The 14,582-nt window shown below is 43.5% G+C and carries 9 protein-coding genes, 2 tRNA genes and 5 rRNA genes (1 of these 16 running past the window's edge); 13 read left to right on the top strand and 3 right to left on the bottom strand.

What is annotated here, in order from left to right; translation table 11 throughout:
• The 8 genes from I585_RS06410 to I585_RS06375 all read left to right on the top strand — a co-directional run.
• Positions 1 to 111: ribosomal RNA gene (locus I585_RS06410) — 23S ribosomal RNA — on the top strand (it extends 2,802 nt beyond the left edge of the window).
• 76 nt (positions 112 to 187) lie between these two features.
• Positions 188 to 303, top strand: a 5S ribosomal RNA gene (gene rrf / locus I585_RS06405).
• A 374-nt stretch (positions 304 to 677) separates the two neighbouring features.
• A 16S ribosomal RNA gene (locus I585_RS06400) occupies positions 678 to 2,236 on the top strand.
• An 81-nt stretch (positions 2,237 to 2,317) separates the two neighbouring features.
• Positions 2,318 to 2,390, top strand: a tRNA-Ala gene (locus I585_RS06395).
• A gap of 175 nt (positions 2,391 to 2,565) precedes the next feature.
• Positions 2,566 to 5,478: ribosomal RNA gene (locus I585_RS06390) — 23S ribosomal RNA — on the top strand.
• Between the two features lie 76 nt (positions 5,479 to 5,554).
• Positions 5,555 to 5,670: ribosomal RNA gene (rrf, locus tag I585_RS06385) — 5S ribosomal RNA — on the top strand.
• The 16S, 23S and 5S rRNA genes sit together here with 2 tRNA genes alongside, the layout of an rRNA operon.
• 8 nt (positions 5,671 to 5,678) lie before the next feature.
• A tRNA-Asn gene (locus tag I585_RS06380) sits at positions 5,679 to 5,752 on the top strand.
• A 98-nt stretch (positions 5,753 to 5,850) separates the two neighbouring features.
• Positions 5,851 to 6,204 carry an iron-sulfur cluster biosynthesis family protein gene (locus tag I585_RS06375; protein ID WP_010743207.1) on the top strand — a complete coding sequence of 118 codons (354 nt, stop codon included), beginning with the start codon at positions 5,851 to 5,853 and terminating at the stop codon, positions 6,202 to 6,204.
• Positions 6,205 to 6,227: 23 nt separating this feature from the next.
• Here the strand turns inward: I585_RS06375 and I585_RS06370 are convergent, their stop codons facing one another.
• Positions 6,228 to 6,848, bottom strand: coding sequence for a flavin reductase family protein (locus I585_RS06370; protein WP_010743208.1), 621 nt, complete (start codon positions 6,846 to 6,848; stop codon positions 6,228 to 6,230).
• A gap of 10 nt (positions 6,849 to 6,858) precedes the next feature.
• Positions 6,859 to 7,833: a ring-cleaving dioxygenase gene (locus I585_RS06365; protein WP_010743209.1), complete on the bottom strand. Its 975-nt coding sequence runs from the start codon at positions 7,831 to 7,833 to the stop codon at positions 6,859 to 6,861.
• 125 nt (positions 7,834 to 7,958) lie between these two features.
• Between I585_RS06365 and I585_RS06360 the strand changes: the two genes are divergently transcribed.
• Positions 7,959 to 8,606, top strand: coding sequence for an HAD family hydrolase (locus I585_RS06360; protein WP_010743210.1), 648 nt, complete (start codon positions 7,959 to 7,961; stop codon positions 8,604 to 8,606).
• 90 nt (positions 8,607 to 8,696) lie between these two features.
• Here the strand turns inward: I585_RS06360 and apf are convergent, their stop codons facing one another.
• The gene (gene apf, locus I585_RS06355; RefSeq protein WP_010743211.1) at positions 8,697 to 9,308 is read right to left on the bottom strand and encodes an aggregation-promoting factor; all 612 of its coding nucleotides are present in this window, start codon (positions 9,306 to 9,308) and stop codon (positions 8,697 to 8,699) included.
• Positions 9,309 to 9,685: 377 nt separating this feature from the next.
• On the opposite strand from apf, the gene I585_RS06350 reads away from it, so the two are divergent.
• From I585_RS06350 to I585_RS06335, 4 genes are all read left to right on the top strand, one after another.
• Entirely contained in the window at positions 9,686 to 10,672 is a 987-nt protein-coding gene (locus tag I585_RS06350) for a LacI family DNA-binding transcriptional regulator (protein ID WP_010743212.1), read from the top strand.
• A gap of 283 nt (positions 10,673 to 10,955) precedes the next feature.
• Positions 10,956 to 12,359, top strand: coding sequence for a L,D-transpeptidase family protein (locus I585_RS06345; RefSeq protein WP_010743213.1), 1,404 nt, complete (start codon positions 10,956 to 10,958; stop codon positions 12,357 to 12,359).
• A gap of 289 nt (positions 12,360 to 12,648) precedes the next feature.
• Positions 12,649 to 13,380: a GntR family transcriptional regulator gene (locus tag I585_RS06340; protein WP_010743214.1), complete on the top strand. Its 732-nt coding sequence runs from the start codon at positions 12,649 to 12,651 to the stop codon at positions 13,378 to 13,380.
• Positions 13,381 to 13,392: 12 nt separating this feature from the next.
• Positions 13,393 to 14,565, top strand: coding sequence for an AgaS family sugar isomerase (locus I585_RS06335; RefSeq protein ID WP_010743215.1), 1,173 nt, complete (start codon positions 13,393 to 13,395; stop codon positions 14,563 to 14,565).
• Positions 14,566 to 14,582: the final 17 nt, after the last annotated feature.

Below are 14,582 nucleotides of genomic sequence, written 5' to 3'. Positions count from 1 at the left end.
ATTTCTTTAAGAAAGTAAGATCCCTGAGAGATGATCAGGTAGATAGGTCAGGAGTGGAAGTGCAGTGATGTACGGAGCGGACTGATACTAATCGATCGAGGACTTAACCAAAATAAAATGATTCAAGGTTGTTTGAATGTTTCTGATCCAGTTTTGAGTGAACGAAGTTTACTCAAAAGATTACTAGTGTGGTGGCGATAGCGGGAAGGATACACCTGTTCCCATGTCGAACACAGAAGTTAAGCTTCTTAGCGCCGATTGTAGTGAGGGGTTGCCCCTTGTGAGATTAGGACGTCGCCACGCGAATTCCATCCTAAAAAGGATGGAATTTTTCTTTCTTGACAATACCTGTAAATCAAAAAGTTATTTCATTTGTTGGGAAATGTCTAGTAAAACTATTGACACTTCAAAAACGTTAAGTTATTATAACTAAGTTGTTGTGGCGTTGTTAATGAAATTTGAAAAAACCATTGACATTTACTAGGTAAGCTGTTAAGATATAAAAGTTGCTGAAACAAAGCGGCAAACAATGTAGACCTTTGAAAACTGAACGAATAAAACAAACCAAATGTGTAGGGCGTTTCTATTATATAGAAACAAACAACATAGCAAGCAATATGCTAGCAAGTCAATTTTTAAAATTGAGCTTAACAATCGCAAGATTGTTTCAAACACTTTTTTATGAGAGTTTGATCCTGGCTCAGGACGAACGCTGGCGGCGTGCCTAATACATGCAAGTCGAACGCTTTTTCTTTCACCGGAGCTTGCTCCACCGAAAGAAAAGGAGTGGCGAACGGGTGAGTAACACGTGGGTAACCTGCCCATCAGAAGGGGATAACACTTGGAAACAGGTGCTAATACCGTATAACAGTAGAAACCGCATGGTTTCTATTTGAAAGGCGCTTTTGCGTCACTGATGGATGGACCCGCGGTGCATTAGCTAGTTGGTGAGGTAACGGCTCACCAAGGCAACGATGCATAGCCGACCTGAGAGGGTGATCGGCCACATTGGGACTGAGACACGGCCCAAACTCCTACGGGAGGCAGCAGTAGGGAATCTTCGGCAATGGACGAAAGTCTGACCGAGCAACGCCGCGTGAGTGAAGAAGGTTTTCGGATCGTAAAACTCTGTTGTTAGAGAAGAACAAGGATGAGAGTAAAACGTTCATCCCTTGACGGTATCTAACCAGAAAGCCACGGCTAACTACGTGCCAGCAGCCGCGGTAATACGTAGGTGGCAAGCGTTGTCCGGATTTATTGGGCGTAAAGCGAGCGCAGGCGGTTTCTTAAGTCTGATGTGAAAGCCCCCGGCTCAACCGGGGAGGGTCATTGGAAACTGGGAAACTTGAGTGCAGAAGAGGAGAGTGGAATTCCATGTGTAGCGGTGAAATGCGTAGATATATGGAGGAACACCAGTGGCGAAGGCGGCTCTCTGGTCTGTAACTGACGCTGAGGCTCGAAAGCGTGGGGAGCAAACAGGATTAGATACCCTGGTAGTCCACGCCGTAAACGATGAGTGCTAAGTGTTGGAGGGTTTCCGCCCTTCAGTGCTGCAGCTAACGCATTAAGCACTCCGCCTGGGGAGTACGACCGCAAGGTTGAAACTCAAAGGAATTGACGGGGGCCCGCACAAGCGGTGGAGCATGTGGTTTAATTCGAAGCAACGCGAAGAACCTTACCAGGTCTTGACATCCTTTGACCACTCTAGAGATAGAGCTTCCCCTTCGGGGGCAAAGTGACAGGTGGTGCATGGTTGTCGTCAGCTCGTGTCGTGAGATGTTGGGTTAAGTCCCGCAACGAGCGCAACCCTTATTGTTAGTTGCCATCATTTAGTTGGGCACTCTAGCGAGACTGCCGGTGACAAACCGGAGGAAGGTGGGGATGACGTCAAATCATCATGCCCCTTATGACCTGGGCTACACACGTGCTACAATGGGAAGTACAACGAGTCGCGAAGTCGCGAGGCTAAGCTAATCTCTTAAAGCTTCTCTCAGTTCGGATTGTAGGCTGCAACTCGCCTACATGAAGCCGGAATCGCTAGTAATCGCGGATCAGCACGCCGCGGTGAATACGTTCCCGGGCCTTGTACACACCGCCCGTCACACCACGAGAGTTTGTAACACCCGAAGTCGGTGAGGTAACCTTTTGGAGCCAGCCGCCTAAGGTGGGATAGATGATTGGGGTGAAGTCGTAACAAGGTAGCCGTATCGGAAGGTGCGGCTGGATCACCTCCTTTCTAAGGAATATTACGGAGACTACACAGGTTGCTTTATTCGTTCAGTTTTGAGAGGTTTACTCTCAATCAAATAGAAACATCGGGGCCTTAGCTCAGCTGGGAGAGCGCCTGCTTTGCACGCAGGAGGTCAGCGGTTCGATCCCGCTAGGCTCCATTGATGACGTTGGTCATCAAGATCGTTCATTGAAAACTGGATACAGAAACAAACCAAACAAACCGAGAACACCGCGTTGAATGAGTTTTTTAATAAGTTCAATTGCTTATTTTTTTCTGATTGGGAAGTCTATCGCTAGATGGAACAATCAAACCCCTAATGAAAATTAGGATAAGGTTAAGTGAATAAGGGCGCACGGTGGATGCCTTGGCACTAGGAGCCGATGAAGGACGGGACTAACACCGATATGCTTCGGGGAGCTGTAAGTAAGCTTTGATCCGGAGATTTCCGAATGGGGAAACCCAGCATCTTTTATAGGATGTTACTTTTCAGTGAATACATAGCTGATTAGAGGTAGACGCAGAGAACTGAAACATCTAAGTACCTGCAGGAAGAGAAAGAAAATTCGATTCCCTGAGTAGCGGCGAGCGAAACGGGAAAAGCCCAAACCAAGAGGCTTGCCTCTTGGGGTTGTAGGACTCCGATATGGTAGTCCAGTGAGATAGTCGAAGGACCTGGAAAGGTCTGCTAGAAAGGGTAAAAGCCCCGTAGACAAAATTTGACTGGCACCTAGGAGGATCCTGAGTACGGCGGAACACGAGGAATTCCGTCGGAATCCGGGAGGACCATCTCCCAAGGCTAAATACTCCCTAGTGACCGATAGTGAACCAGTACCGTGAGGGAAAGGTGAAAAGCACCCCGGAAGGGGAGTGAAATAGATCCTGAAACCGTGTGCCTACAACAAGTTAGAGCCCGTTAATGGGTGATAGCGTGCCTTTTGTAGAATGAACCGGCGAGTTACGATTACTTGCGAGGTTAAGTTGAAAAAACGGAGCCGTAGCGAAAGCGAGTCTGAATAGGGCGAATGAGTAAGTGGTCGTAGACCCGAAACCATGTGATCTACCCATGTCCAGGTTGAAGGTGCGGTAAAACGCACTGGAGGACCGAACCCACGTACGTTGAAAAGTGCGGGGATGAGGTGTGGGTAGCGGAGAAATTCCAAACGAACTTGGAGATAGCTGGTTCTCTCCGAAATAGCTTTAGGGCTAGCCTCAGAGTAAGAATGATGGAGGTAGAGCACTGTTTGGACTAGGGGCCCATCTCGGGTTACCGAATTCAGATAAACTCCGAATGCCATCCATTCATCTCTGGGAGTCAGACTGTGAGTGATAAGATCCATAGTCGAAAGGGAAACAGCCCAGACCACCAGCTAAGGTCCCCAAATATATGTTAAGTGGAAAAGGATGTGGGGTTGCACAGACAACTAGGATGTTGGCTTAGAAGCAGCCACCATTTAAAGAGTGCGTAATAGCTCACTAGTCGAGTGACCCTGCGCCGAAAATGTACCGGGGCTAAACATATTACCGAAGCTGTGGAGCACACCATTAGGTGTGTTGGTAGGAGAGCGTTCTAAGGGCGTTGAAGGTAGATCGTGAGGACTGCTGGAGCGCTTAGAAGTGAGAATGCCGGTATGAGTAGCGAAAGACAGGTGAGAATCCTGTCCACCGAATGACTAAGGTTTCCTGGGGAAGGCTCGTCCGCCCAGGGTTAGTCGGGACCTAAGCCGAGGCCGAAAGGCGTAGGCGATGGATAACAGGTTGATATTCCTGTACCCGTTGTTTTTGTTTGAGCAATGGAGGGACGCAGGAGGCTAAGGAATCAGACGATTGGAAATGTCTGTCCAAGCAATGAGTCTTGATGTGAGTCAAATGCTTGCATCTCTAAGGACAAGTTGTGATGAGGAGGGAAATAATAGTACCGAAGTTCCCGATGTCACACTGCCGAGAAAAGCTTCTAGTAAGAAAACAATGGCCCGTACCGCAAACCGACACAGGTAGTCGAGGAGAGAATCCTAAGGTGAGCGAGAGAACTCTCGTTAAGGAACTCGGCAAAATGACCCCGTAACTTCGGGAGAAGGGGTGCTGATCTAACGATCAGCCGCAGTGAATAGGCCCAAGCGACTGTTTATCAAAAACACAGGTCTCTGCAAAATCGAAAGATGACGTATAGGGGCTGACGCCTGCCCGGTGCTGGAAGGTTAAGAGGAGTGCTTAGCGTAAGCGAAGGTACGAATTGAAGCCCCAGTAAACGGCGGCCGTAACTATAACGGTCCTAAGGTAGCGAAATTCCTTGTCGGGTAAGTTCCGACCCGCACGAAAGGCGTAACGATTTGGGCACTGTCTCAACGAGAGACTCGGTGAAATTTTAGTACCTGTGAAGATGCAGGTTACCCGCGACAGGACGGAAAGACCCCATGGAGCTTTACTGCAGTTTGATATTGAGTGTTTGTACCACATGTACAGGATAGGTAGGAGCCTTAGAAGTCGGGACGCTAGTTTCGACAGAGGCGCTGGTGGGATACTACCCCTGTGTTATGACCACTCTAACCCGCACCACTAATCGTGGTGGGAGACAGTGTCAGATGGGCAGTTTGACTGGGGCGGTCGCCTCCTAAAGAGTAACGGAGGCGCCCAAAGGTTCCCTCAGAATGGTTGGAAATCATTCGCAGAGTGTAAAGGCACAAGGGAGCTTGACTGCGAGACCTACAAGTCGAGCAGGGACGAAAGTCGGGCTTAGTGATCCGGTGGTTCCGCATGGAAGGGCCATCGCTCAACGGATAAAAGCTACCCTGGGGATAACAGGCTTATCTCCCCCAAGAGTCCACATCGACGGGGAGGTTTGGCACCTCGATGTCGGCTCGTCGCATCCTGGGGCTGTAGTCGGTCCCAAGGGTTGGGCTGTTCGCCCATTAAAGCGGCACGCGAGCTGGGTTCAGAACGTCGTGAGACAGTTCGGTCCCTATCCGTCGCGGGCGTTGGAAATTTGAGAGGATCTGTCCTTAGTACGAGAGGACCGGGATGGACTTACCGCTGGTGTACCAGTTGTCTCGCCAGAGGCATCGCTGGGTAGCTATGTAGGGAAGGGATAAACGCTGAAAGCATCTAAGTGTGAAGCCCACCTCAAGATGAGATTTCCCATTTCTTTAAGAAAGTAAGATCCCTGAGAGATGATCAGGTAGATAGGTCAGGAGTGGAAGTGCAGTGATGTACGGAGCGGACTGATACTAATCGATCGAGGACTTAACCAAAATAAAATGATTCAAGGTTGTTTGAATGTTTCTGATCCAGTTTTGAGTGAACGAAGTTTACTCAAAAGATTACTAGTGTGGTGGCGATAGCGGGAAGGATACACCTGTTCCCATGTCGAACACAGAAGTTAAGCTTCTTAGCGCCGATTGTAGTGAGGGGTTGCCCCTTGTGAGATTAGGACGTCGCCACGCTGTATTATTCCGGCATAGCTCAGTTGGTAGTAGCGCATGACTGTTAATCATGATGTCGTAGGTTCGAGTCCTACTGCCGGAGTTCTTAAGACAATCCATTATGGGTTGTCTTTTTTTGTGAGCAAAGTATTTAGCTGATTGGTGGAATCGTGCTATGATTTATTTGAGGTGATGAGAATCATGTATATAAATATTGCAGATGAATTGGTAAAACGACTTGAGAAGTATCAAGATAGCCGAATTGTTTTAGACTTGGATGACGGTGTAGGCCGATACTCTAAATCAGGTAGTTGTGCGCTAAACATTAGCTTTCGTTTGTTAATCTTGGATAAGGATCAAGACGATTCAGATTATACAATGGATGTTGAAAGTACGATCGGTAAAATCTCGATCAAGGAACATTCTAAACTGTATTTGGAGGATGAGATGTCTTTGATTTTTGATCCACGGATGTCTTTGATTAAACTAAAGGGTCCTAGCGGTATGATTGATGGAAATGTGCAAATTATTGATCTACGTGAAAATAAGGAGTGAGCTCAAACGAGCCCACTCCTTATTTATTTTGGTCTTTTGAGATCCAGAGTTTTTGCGATATGACTGTAAGTATTGCCGGCCAATCGTGCTAATGGATCGAATGTTAATGAGTTGATATATTCTTTTTCCTGATTGATAAGCGTCTCTTTAAAATGATAATTCAACACTTCCAAAATAAACAGGTCGCTGATGATTTTCTCGTGATGATCTTTGACTGGGATATATTGATGCAGCCGAACCTCAAAACGAATCGGTGCTTCACCAATAGCTGGTACGGCAACAGCTTGACTATCTAAAAGTGTGAGACCACTATCAGATAGTTCGCTCTCGTTAGCGGGCAAGCTGGCAGAGGATTGATTCATTTCCGCTAATACACTATCATCCACAAGATGAATTACACCCTCATTTTGCTGAAGCAGATTACGAGCAGTATCTTTCATCTTTTGATCATTTCGATTGATTGAGAGACTGACTAAAGGTAAATCCTTCGCAACAACATTGAAATAGCTAAAGGGAGCAGCGTTTATGACTTTTGTCTCTTGATCAATTGTCGTGATCCAAGCAATTGGTCGTGGAATGACGCTGCCAGTCAGAAACTTATAATTCTGTTTAGTCGTTAAGTCTTTAGCGGAATAGAAGAGCATGTTTTCCTCCTTATTGACGTTTTTTATTGGCATCAGATGTATCAAAGGGGCGAACATATTCTTCGATTTCTTCGCGTTTTGATTGTAGATGAGGCGGTAAGGATAAGATCTCTCCTGCATTATCATAAGTTTCATCTTGTAAGAAGCCTGGACCATCTGTTGCTAATTCAAATAGAACATTTGGTGCTGCTAAGAAGTATTCAGATTGGAAATAGAAACGATCGACAAAGCCGGAGTTTGGAAACTCTAAAGCATTGATCTTCTCGATCCAATCGCGAAGTGCCTCGTCATCAGCAACACGCAAAGCTAAATGATGCACATTTCCATAGCCTTCTTGTGCTGGAATCATGTCGGGCTGATCGTCTACAATAATTGTAGCACCATTTCCGCCTTCGCCAACTTCAAATTGATGAAGACTATCTTCAGCGGCCGTTTCTTTGAATCCTAATAAGTTTTCTAAAACTAGTTTTAAATGTTCGAATTTTGCTACGGTTACGATCGTTGGTCCTAAACCAAAAATCGCATGTTCAGCAGGAACATTTGAATTCTTCCAAGGAGTTCCGCCAGCGACACCGTGATTTTTTTCATCTGAAACTAATTGGAACAACTGATCGTCATAATCGTGAAATTCTAGATACTTTTTACCAAAGCGTTCTTTGATTTCACTATGAGCCACGTTTAAATCTGAAAAGCGCTGTGCCCAATAAGCTAGAGAAGCATCCGTTGGAACCCGGAAGCCAGTCCGAGAGATACTATTTGTCCCTTTCGTTCCCTTTGGAATTTGTGGGAAGTCAAAAAAGGTCATGTCTGTGCCAGGAGCACCGGCATCATCGGTAAAGTACAAATGATAGGTTTCGATGTCGTCTTGGTTGACGGTCTTTTTAATCATACGCAAGCCTAAAATATCCGTAAAGAAGCGGTAATTTTTTTCGGCACTAGAAGTCATTGCTGTAACGTGGTGTAATCCGCGAATTTGTGTGTCCATAATAAATTCCTCCTAAAAAATCTTACTAAAAGTAAGTATATGTGGAATAAGTTTTTTTAGCAAGAATATTGCCTTGGGTTGATATTTGTTAAAGGAATCAGTAGGATGGGGACAGGAGGTAGATGATGAAGAAGATTATTTTATTTGATTTAGATGGTACCTTGACCGATTCTAGTGAAGGAATTTTGAATAGTGTTCGTTATATGCTGGAGAAAAAAGCACTGGAAGTCCCTGATTTAGCTACGCTGCATACTTTTATTGGGCCGCCGCTGGATGAAACGCTGAATCATCTTTATGGGTTGAATAAGGATGAATCGCAAAAAGCGGTCGAAATCTATCGTGAATACTATGCAGAAAAAGGAATTAAACAGTTAGCTGTGTATCCGGGGATCGAAGAAATTCTAGAGGCGTTGTCGGCAGATTATGTTTTAGCGATTGCCACCTCAAAACCAGAATTTTATGCGAAGAAGATCCTAGCAGACGTGAATCTTTCAAGCTATTTTACGGGGATTTTCGGAGCGGACTTAGCTGGAGAACGTTCAAAGAAGACAGATGTGATTGCTTATGCGCTTGAGCAGCTAGAGGGCGACTCGGCTGTAATGATCGGCGATCGGAAATTTGATATCATTGGTGCTAAAGAGAATCACTTAAAGAGCATCGGTGTTTTGTATGGTTTTGGCGATCTGCAAGAAATGACGGATGCTGAGGCGGATAAAATCGCAGCAACGGTTGAAGAGATTCCAGCCGCAGTCAACCGTGTTTTTTCAGATTGATAGAGTCTTTCATATTGCGTCTGAGCTATGTTAATCAAACGTAACCAAAAAAAATCCCTCGAATGAGGGATTTTAGTCTATTTATTCGACTTAGTACCAGCCGTTTGCTTGCCAGAAAGCTTGAGCGCCTTCCCATGAGCCATAACGAGAAGTTACATATTGGTCAGCTACACGTTCTTGGTTAGCTGCAGAGTAGTCACCATTTAAGTAAGAAGCTGATAATTGGTAACGTCCGATGTATTGACCGTTTGTTGCAGTATAAGAACCGCTAGATTCGCGTTGTGCGATCCATTCTTTAGCTGAGCTGGTATTTGCTGGTGTTGAAGCTTCAGCAGCAGGGGCTGCAGCTTGTTGTACGGGAGCCGCTTGTTGAGCAGGGGCTGCTGTTTCTTGAACAGGTGCTGCTGCTTGTGCAGGAGCCGCTTGCTCTTGGACAGGAGTCACTGTTGTGTTTCCTTTAGCGTCCGTATCGATTGTTAAGTTTTGACCTTCGATAATCATGTCAACGTTAGAAATATTGTTTTCTTTTGCAATGGAATCAACTAAGCTGTTGTCGCCAGCAAATTTGATTGAGATTTTTGATAACGTATCACCAGATTTAACAGTGTAGTTTTCTGCTGCATGAGCATCGCTTGTTCCTAATGCGAATGCTGCACCGGCTGTAAGTAAAGTCGTAAGTACTAGAGTTTTTCCAAGTTTCATTATGTAAATTCCTCCAAAAAGTTTTTTGTTTTTTTAAATCAGTCATTTCGACTACGAGACATACTTTACCATCGTTTTGTATTGCATGGGTTATAAACCAGTGACAATAGGTTACAGAGTAATGTATAAATGTAACAACTTATCACCGAAATGGGACTTTTGAAATACTTAATCTCTATTAAGAATAATTGAAAAGAGCTAGTTGATAAGGATTTTGAGCCCTATTCTGAACGCCCTTTTTTGAAAGCGCTAGTAAAAGTTGCAATGTTGAAATTCTGCTGTAAAAAATCAGAAAATTGAACCGAGAAAAAATCGGAAAAACGACCAAATATTTCTTAAGAAAAGGTAAACGAAGCAAACAATGTGCGAGGTGAATTATGAAGATTACGATAAAGGAAGTAGCGCAAATGGCGGGAGTATCGGTCACAACGGTATCTCAGATCATTAATCAAAAAGGCGGGCGCTTTAGCGAGGCCACGAAACAAAGAGTGCTAAAGGTGATTGAGGAGCAGGAGTATTCACCCAATTACTTTGCTTCAAATATTATTGCGAAAAAATCCAAGACGATCGGTGTGATCGTTCCTGATTTTTCGGAACAATTTGCAGCGGCTATCTTAAAAGAAATCAAATATCAATTAGAGAAGCAGGGGTATTATCTAATTATTTGCGAGTCCGATCATGAATTTGATAAAGAGCAGGAATTATTAAATCAACTGGCAAACATTGCGGTTGAAGGTATTTTATTATTTACGCCGAATGATTATCAGGACAAGAAGCTATTTAAAAATGGACGCTTTCGAGATATTCCAGTAATTTTTGCAGATCGCGGTCTGAATGATGGGTTTTATGGGACGATCAAGATTGATGAATATTCGGGTGTCTATCGAGCCATTGAGTGGCTGCTTGCTCAAGGGCATCGAAAGATTGGTCTGATAATAGATAATTCCGAGCACTATCATTTGGCAGAACGTTTTGAAGCTTATCAGCAAGCGTTACTAGATTGTGGCCTATTAATAGAAGAAAAATATATTAAACAGATGCCTTTAACTATTGCAGGAGGCTATCAAGGGGCCTCGGAATTATTAAATGAGACGGATGTTAGTGCCATTTTCTGTTGTGATGACATGGTAGCCATCGGCTGTTATCAAGCAATTTACGATAGTGGGAAAATAATGGATCAAGAGATCACCGTTGTCGGTTTTGATGGAGGAGAAGTTACACAGATCGTACGACCGCAAATTAAGAGTGTTCACCAGCCTTATAAGAAGTTAGGCAAGGCCTATGCCGAAAAGATTCAGATGGCCATTGATCAGCCTGAACGTAGAATGGATGATCAGCTATTTCATGTTTCATTCATAACTTAATAGTAATGAACAAACAAAAAAAGGATACTATATTCAGTCTTACCTTCGCGATCACCTAATTATTTAAAAGCTATTTTCGAATACTAATTAGTGGAAAATATCGAGAAAAAAATTTTTCTTCCTCGAAAATCGCCATATTCACTAAAAAAATATAAATTATAGAACAATGGCCGTTACTTTTTTGGTAGAATATGATGGTAGCAAAAGGAATGGCCTTCTCTAGGCAGTTGGGTGGCTGCTGTGAAAAGACCGATTTTAATCAAGAAAAGTGAGGGTATGTTTTTTGAGAGGGTTTGAGACCGATTTTTTTCAAGATAAAAAGAAAAAAATCATTATTATCAGTTTGGTAGTTTTACTTGTCGTTGTTAGTTTCTATTCATTTAAGAGTATTCAATATGCAGATCGATTGTTGCCTAAAACCAAGGTTAATAGCATTAATGTCGGTGGACTGACCATCAATCAGGCCAACAAAAAAATAAAAACAAAATTTTCAGAAGCGCCATTTGCCATTCGTTTAGATAATACTTCGTGGAGGAACATTAAGCGAAGCGATTTGGGTTGGCAGAAGGATCACGTGAAAGAGCTTGCTGGGATCAAGCAGCAGCAAAATCCATTTGCTTGGGGATTGCACTTTTTCACAGGGAGCCAGCATCAACTTTCTAGTACGTATGATCAAGCGCAAGTTGATCAACTAGTGGAAGGTTTAGGAATGGAGATTCTTCAAAAAAATACGACGCGGATTCCCACGAAGAATGCGACGATCGAATGGAAGAAAGACAATTTCGTAATCGTTCCTGAAAAACAAGGAACGACGATTGATGTGGCGGCCGCACAAAAGGCTTTGAGAAAGAACTTGGAAAATGGCAAAAATTCATTGAACGCGGAAAATTATTACGCGCAGCCGATTTTAACAAAAAAGGACAGCGGACTAAGAAAACGGAAAGCTGAAATGAATCAATTGGCTAAGCTAGAGGCGGTTTATACGATCAGCGGCAAACAGGTGAAAATTTCTACTGACGAGCTGCGCAATTGGCTTACGATAAACGAGCAGAAAGAAATATCGTTGAATCAGGATGAAGTGACCGCTTATCTAACGAAACTGAATGAAGAGTATAATACGAAAAATAATCCTACACAATTTAGCAGCACGCGCCGGGGAAATGTTGCTGTGCCTGTTGGAATCTATAGTTGGTCGATCGATATTCCGGCAGAGGTCAAAGCATTGTCCGCTCAAATCTTGGAAGGACAAAACTTCAGCCGAGTTCCGCTGGTAGAGAGTGATGTGCCAAATGTGCAGACGAATATCGGGAATACTTATGTAGAGGTGGATTTGCAAAATCAATACATGTGGTATTACAAAGATGGAAAAGTGAATTTTGAGACTGACATTGTCAGCGGGAAACCTTCGACACCGACGCCGCCAGGCATAAATTACGTGACCAGTAAATCAACGGATCAGGTTTTGCGGGGATTGAATGATGACGGCTCAAAATATGCCAGTCCCGTACGTTATTGGATGCCGATTGATAAAACCGGTGTTGGGATTCATGATTCTGATTGGCAATATGCTTATGGCGGGGACCTGTGGTTGTATCGAGGGTCTCATGGCTGTATCAATACTCCGCCAGCTAAAATGGATGAATTGTACCCAATGCTGGAAGTAGGAACGCCGGTTCTTGTTTTCTAATGAAAAAATAGAGTTGCAGTGCTGACCATTTGGTCGGCACTTTTTTTGTACTTAATTGAATACCACTACATGCAACTGGTATTAGATTTTTGATTCGTTTAGTCCAAAAATAAAAACGGAAGAGAAATTCTGAATCTCTAAGAAAAGGATTTTCGACACATAAAACCTTTTTAGATCAATGATTGTTAAATATTGATTCTATTTCTAAAATTTTTGTATTGACAAACATAAAAAAACCACCTTACCATTGGGTTGTGGTTATAACCAGTTATGAAGGTAGGAAAATCCCATGGAAAATGCGTTTAAAAACAAAGCTTTGTATCATCAACTCGTTGATTTATTGAAAAAACGGATGGAAACGAGCATGATTCCTCATGATAAGTTGCCCTCTGAACGAGAATTGACAACACAATATGGAGTTAGTCGGACGACGGTTCGCTTGGCTCTGCAGGAATTGGAAAATGATGGTTATATCTATCGTCGTCATGGAAAGGGCACCTTTGTTTCTGATCTAAAAAAGGACGCCGCGGATATAGCTGGAGCGTATAGTTTTACCGAGCAAATGAAAAGTCTGGGACGAAATCCAGAGACTAGAATTTTATCTTTTGAAAAAATCGAGGCAGACAAATTTATTTCTCAGCATCTTAATCTGTCATTAGGTGAAACCGTCTTTAAGTTGAGCCGGCTGCGTAGTGCCGATCGGGAACCATTAATGATCGAGGACAGCTATTTACCGGTCAAATACTTCTTAACGTTAGACGACCAGCTTTTACGCAGTAAGCCGCTATATGATCTTTTTTCAGAGGATTTCGATCAAACAGTCCGTTTAGCCGATGAAGAATTGTATGCCAGTGTCGCCGCGAAAGATGATGCGAAACAATTGATGATTCCAATCGGAGCGCCGGTTCTTCATTTGGCCCGTCAAACCTACAACATGAAAAATGAAATTATTGAATTTACTTTGAGTGTCGCTCGTGCGGATCAATTTCATTATCAGATTCGCCATATTCGAAATAGTTAGGAGAGTTGCAGCATGTTTACCGTAGAAAAAGAAAAATTAGAAGAATTAGGTGCGGAGATCACGACTCGCGAGATCCGTCAGCAACCAGAATTGTGGGAAGAAACCGTTGGACTTTATCAAGCCGCACAATCGGAACTAGAAAACTTTTTAGCAGAAGTTAAAAAACAAGCACAAGGCAAACGCACAAGAGTGATTTTCACTGGTGCAGGTACGTCACAATATGTCGGCGATACCGTAGTTCCTTATTTGCGCAAACATGGCGATCGTCAAACCTTTAGTTTTGAAAGTATCGGTACCACGGATATTGTGGCGGAACCGGAAGAATATTTGATTAAGGAAGAACCGACATTATTGGTTTCATTTGCCAGAAGCGGGAACAGTCCTGAAAGTATAGCGGCTGTCGAGGTTGCCGACCAAGTGGTTGATACGATCCATCATCTATCGATTACCTGTGCGGAAGATGGGAAATTGGCTCAAATCAGTAAGGAACAATCGAACAGTTTCCTATTATTGATGCCGGCTCGTTCGAACGACGACGGGTTCGCGATGACAGGTAGTTTTTCTTGTATGACTCTAGGAGCGTTGTTGACCTTTGATCAAACCGACTTAAAAGAAAAACAACAATATGTTGAAACCCTAATTTCATTAGGCAAAGAGGTTATTGCTCGCGAGACTGAGATTGAAAAGATTGTTGAACTGGATTATGAACGAATCGTTTATGTCGGTTCAGGAAGTTTGGCTGGATTGACCCGAGAAGCGCAATTGAAGATTTTAGAATTAACAGCTGGCAAAATAGCGACAGTTTTCGATTCATCAATGGGATTCCGTCATGGACCTAAATCTTTCATTAATGAAAAAACAGTGATGTTCGGCTTTGTTAACAATGATCCGTATACACGTGATTATGACTTGGATGTCTTAGAAGAAGTTCATGAAGATGAAATCGCTTCCGGTGTTTTTGCTTTCACACAATCAGGCAAACGTAATTTCTCAGGAAACAAATTTGAATTTTCAACAGATGCACAATTATTGCCCGACGGCTATTTAGCCTTAGCAGATGTCATGGTGGCACAGACCGTAGCATTATTGACTTCAATCAAAGTGGCAAACAAACCTGATACCCCGTCACCAACAGGAACGGTTAACCGTGTCGTAAAAGGCGTAACGATTCATGAGTACAAGTAAGAGTCAATTGGGAGGAA

Origin of the sequence: Enterococcus malodoratus ATCC 43197, from assembly GCF_000407185.1 — a bacterium.
Classification (GTDB): Bacteria; Bacillota; Bacilli; order Lactobacillales; family Enterococcaceae; genus Enterococcus_A; species Enterococcus_A malodoratus.
Note: the sequence above shows the minus strand (reverse complement) of the source record. Positions and strands in the feature narration are given on the sequence as shown.

Bases quoted from the DNA above. Each gene is read 5' to 3' on its own strand.
- I585_RS06350 (WP_010743212.1), top strand. From the start codon at position 9,686: ATGAAGATTACGATAAAGGAAGTAGCGCAAATGGCGGGAGTATCGGTC.
- I585_RS06375 (WP_010743207.1), top strand. From the start codon at position 5,851: ATGTATATAAATATTGCAGATGAATTGGTAAAACGACTTGAGAAGTAT.
- apf (WP_010743211.1), bottom strand. From the start codon at position 9,308: ATGAAACTTGGAAAAACTCTAGTACTTACGACTTTACTTACAGCCGGT.
- I585_RS06360 (WP_010743210.1), top strand. From the start codon at position 7,959: ATGAAGAAGATTATTTTATTTGATTTAGATGGTACCTTGACCGATTCT.
- I585_RS06340 (WP_010743214.1), top strand. From the start codon at position 12,649: ATGGAAAATGCGTTTAAAAACAAAGCTTTGTATCATCAACTCGTTGAT.
- I585_RS06365 (WP_010743209.1), bottom strand. From the start codon at position 7,833: ATGGACACACAAATTCGCGGATTACACCACGTTACAGCAATGACTTCT.
- I585_RS06370 (WP_010743208.1), bottom strand. From the start codon at position 6,848: ATGCTCTTCTATTCCGCTAAAGACTTAACGACTAAACAGAATTATAAG.
- I585_RS06335 (WP_010743215.1), top strand. From the start codon at position 13,393: ATGTTTACCGTAGAAAAAGAAAAATTAGAAGAATTAGGTGCGGAGATC.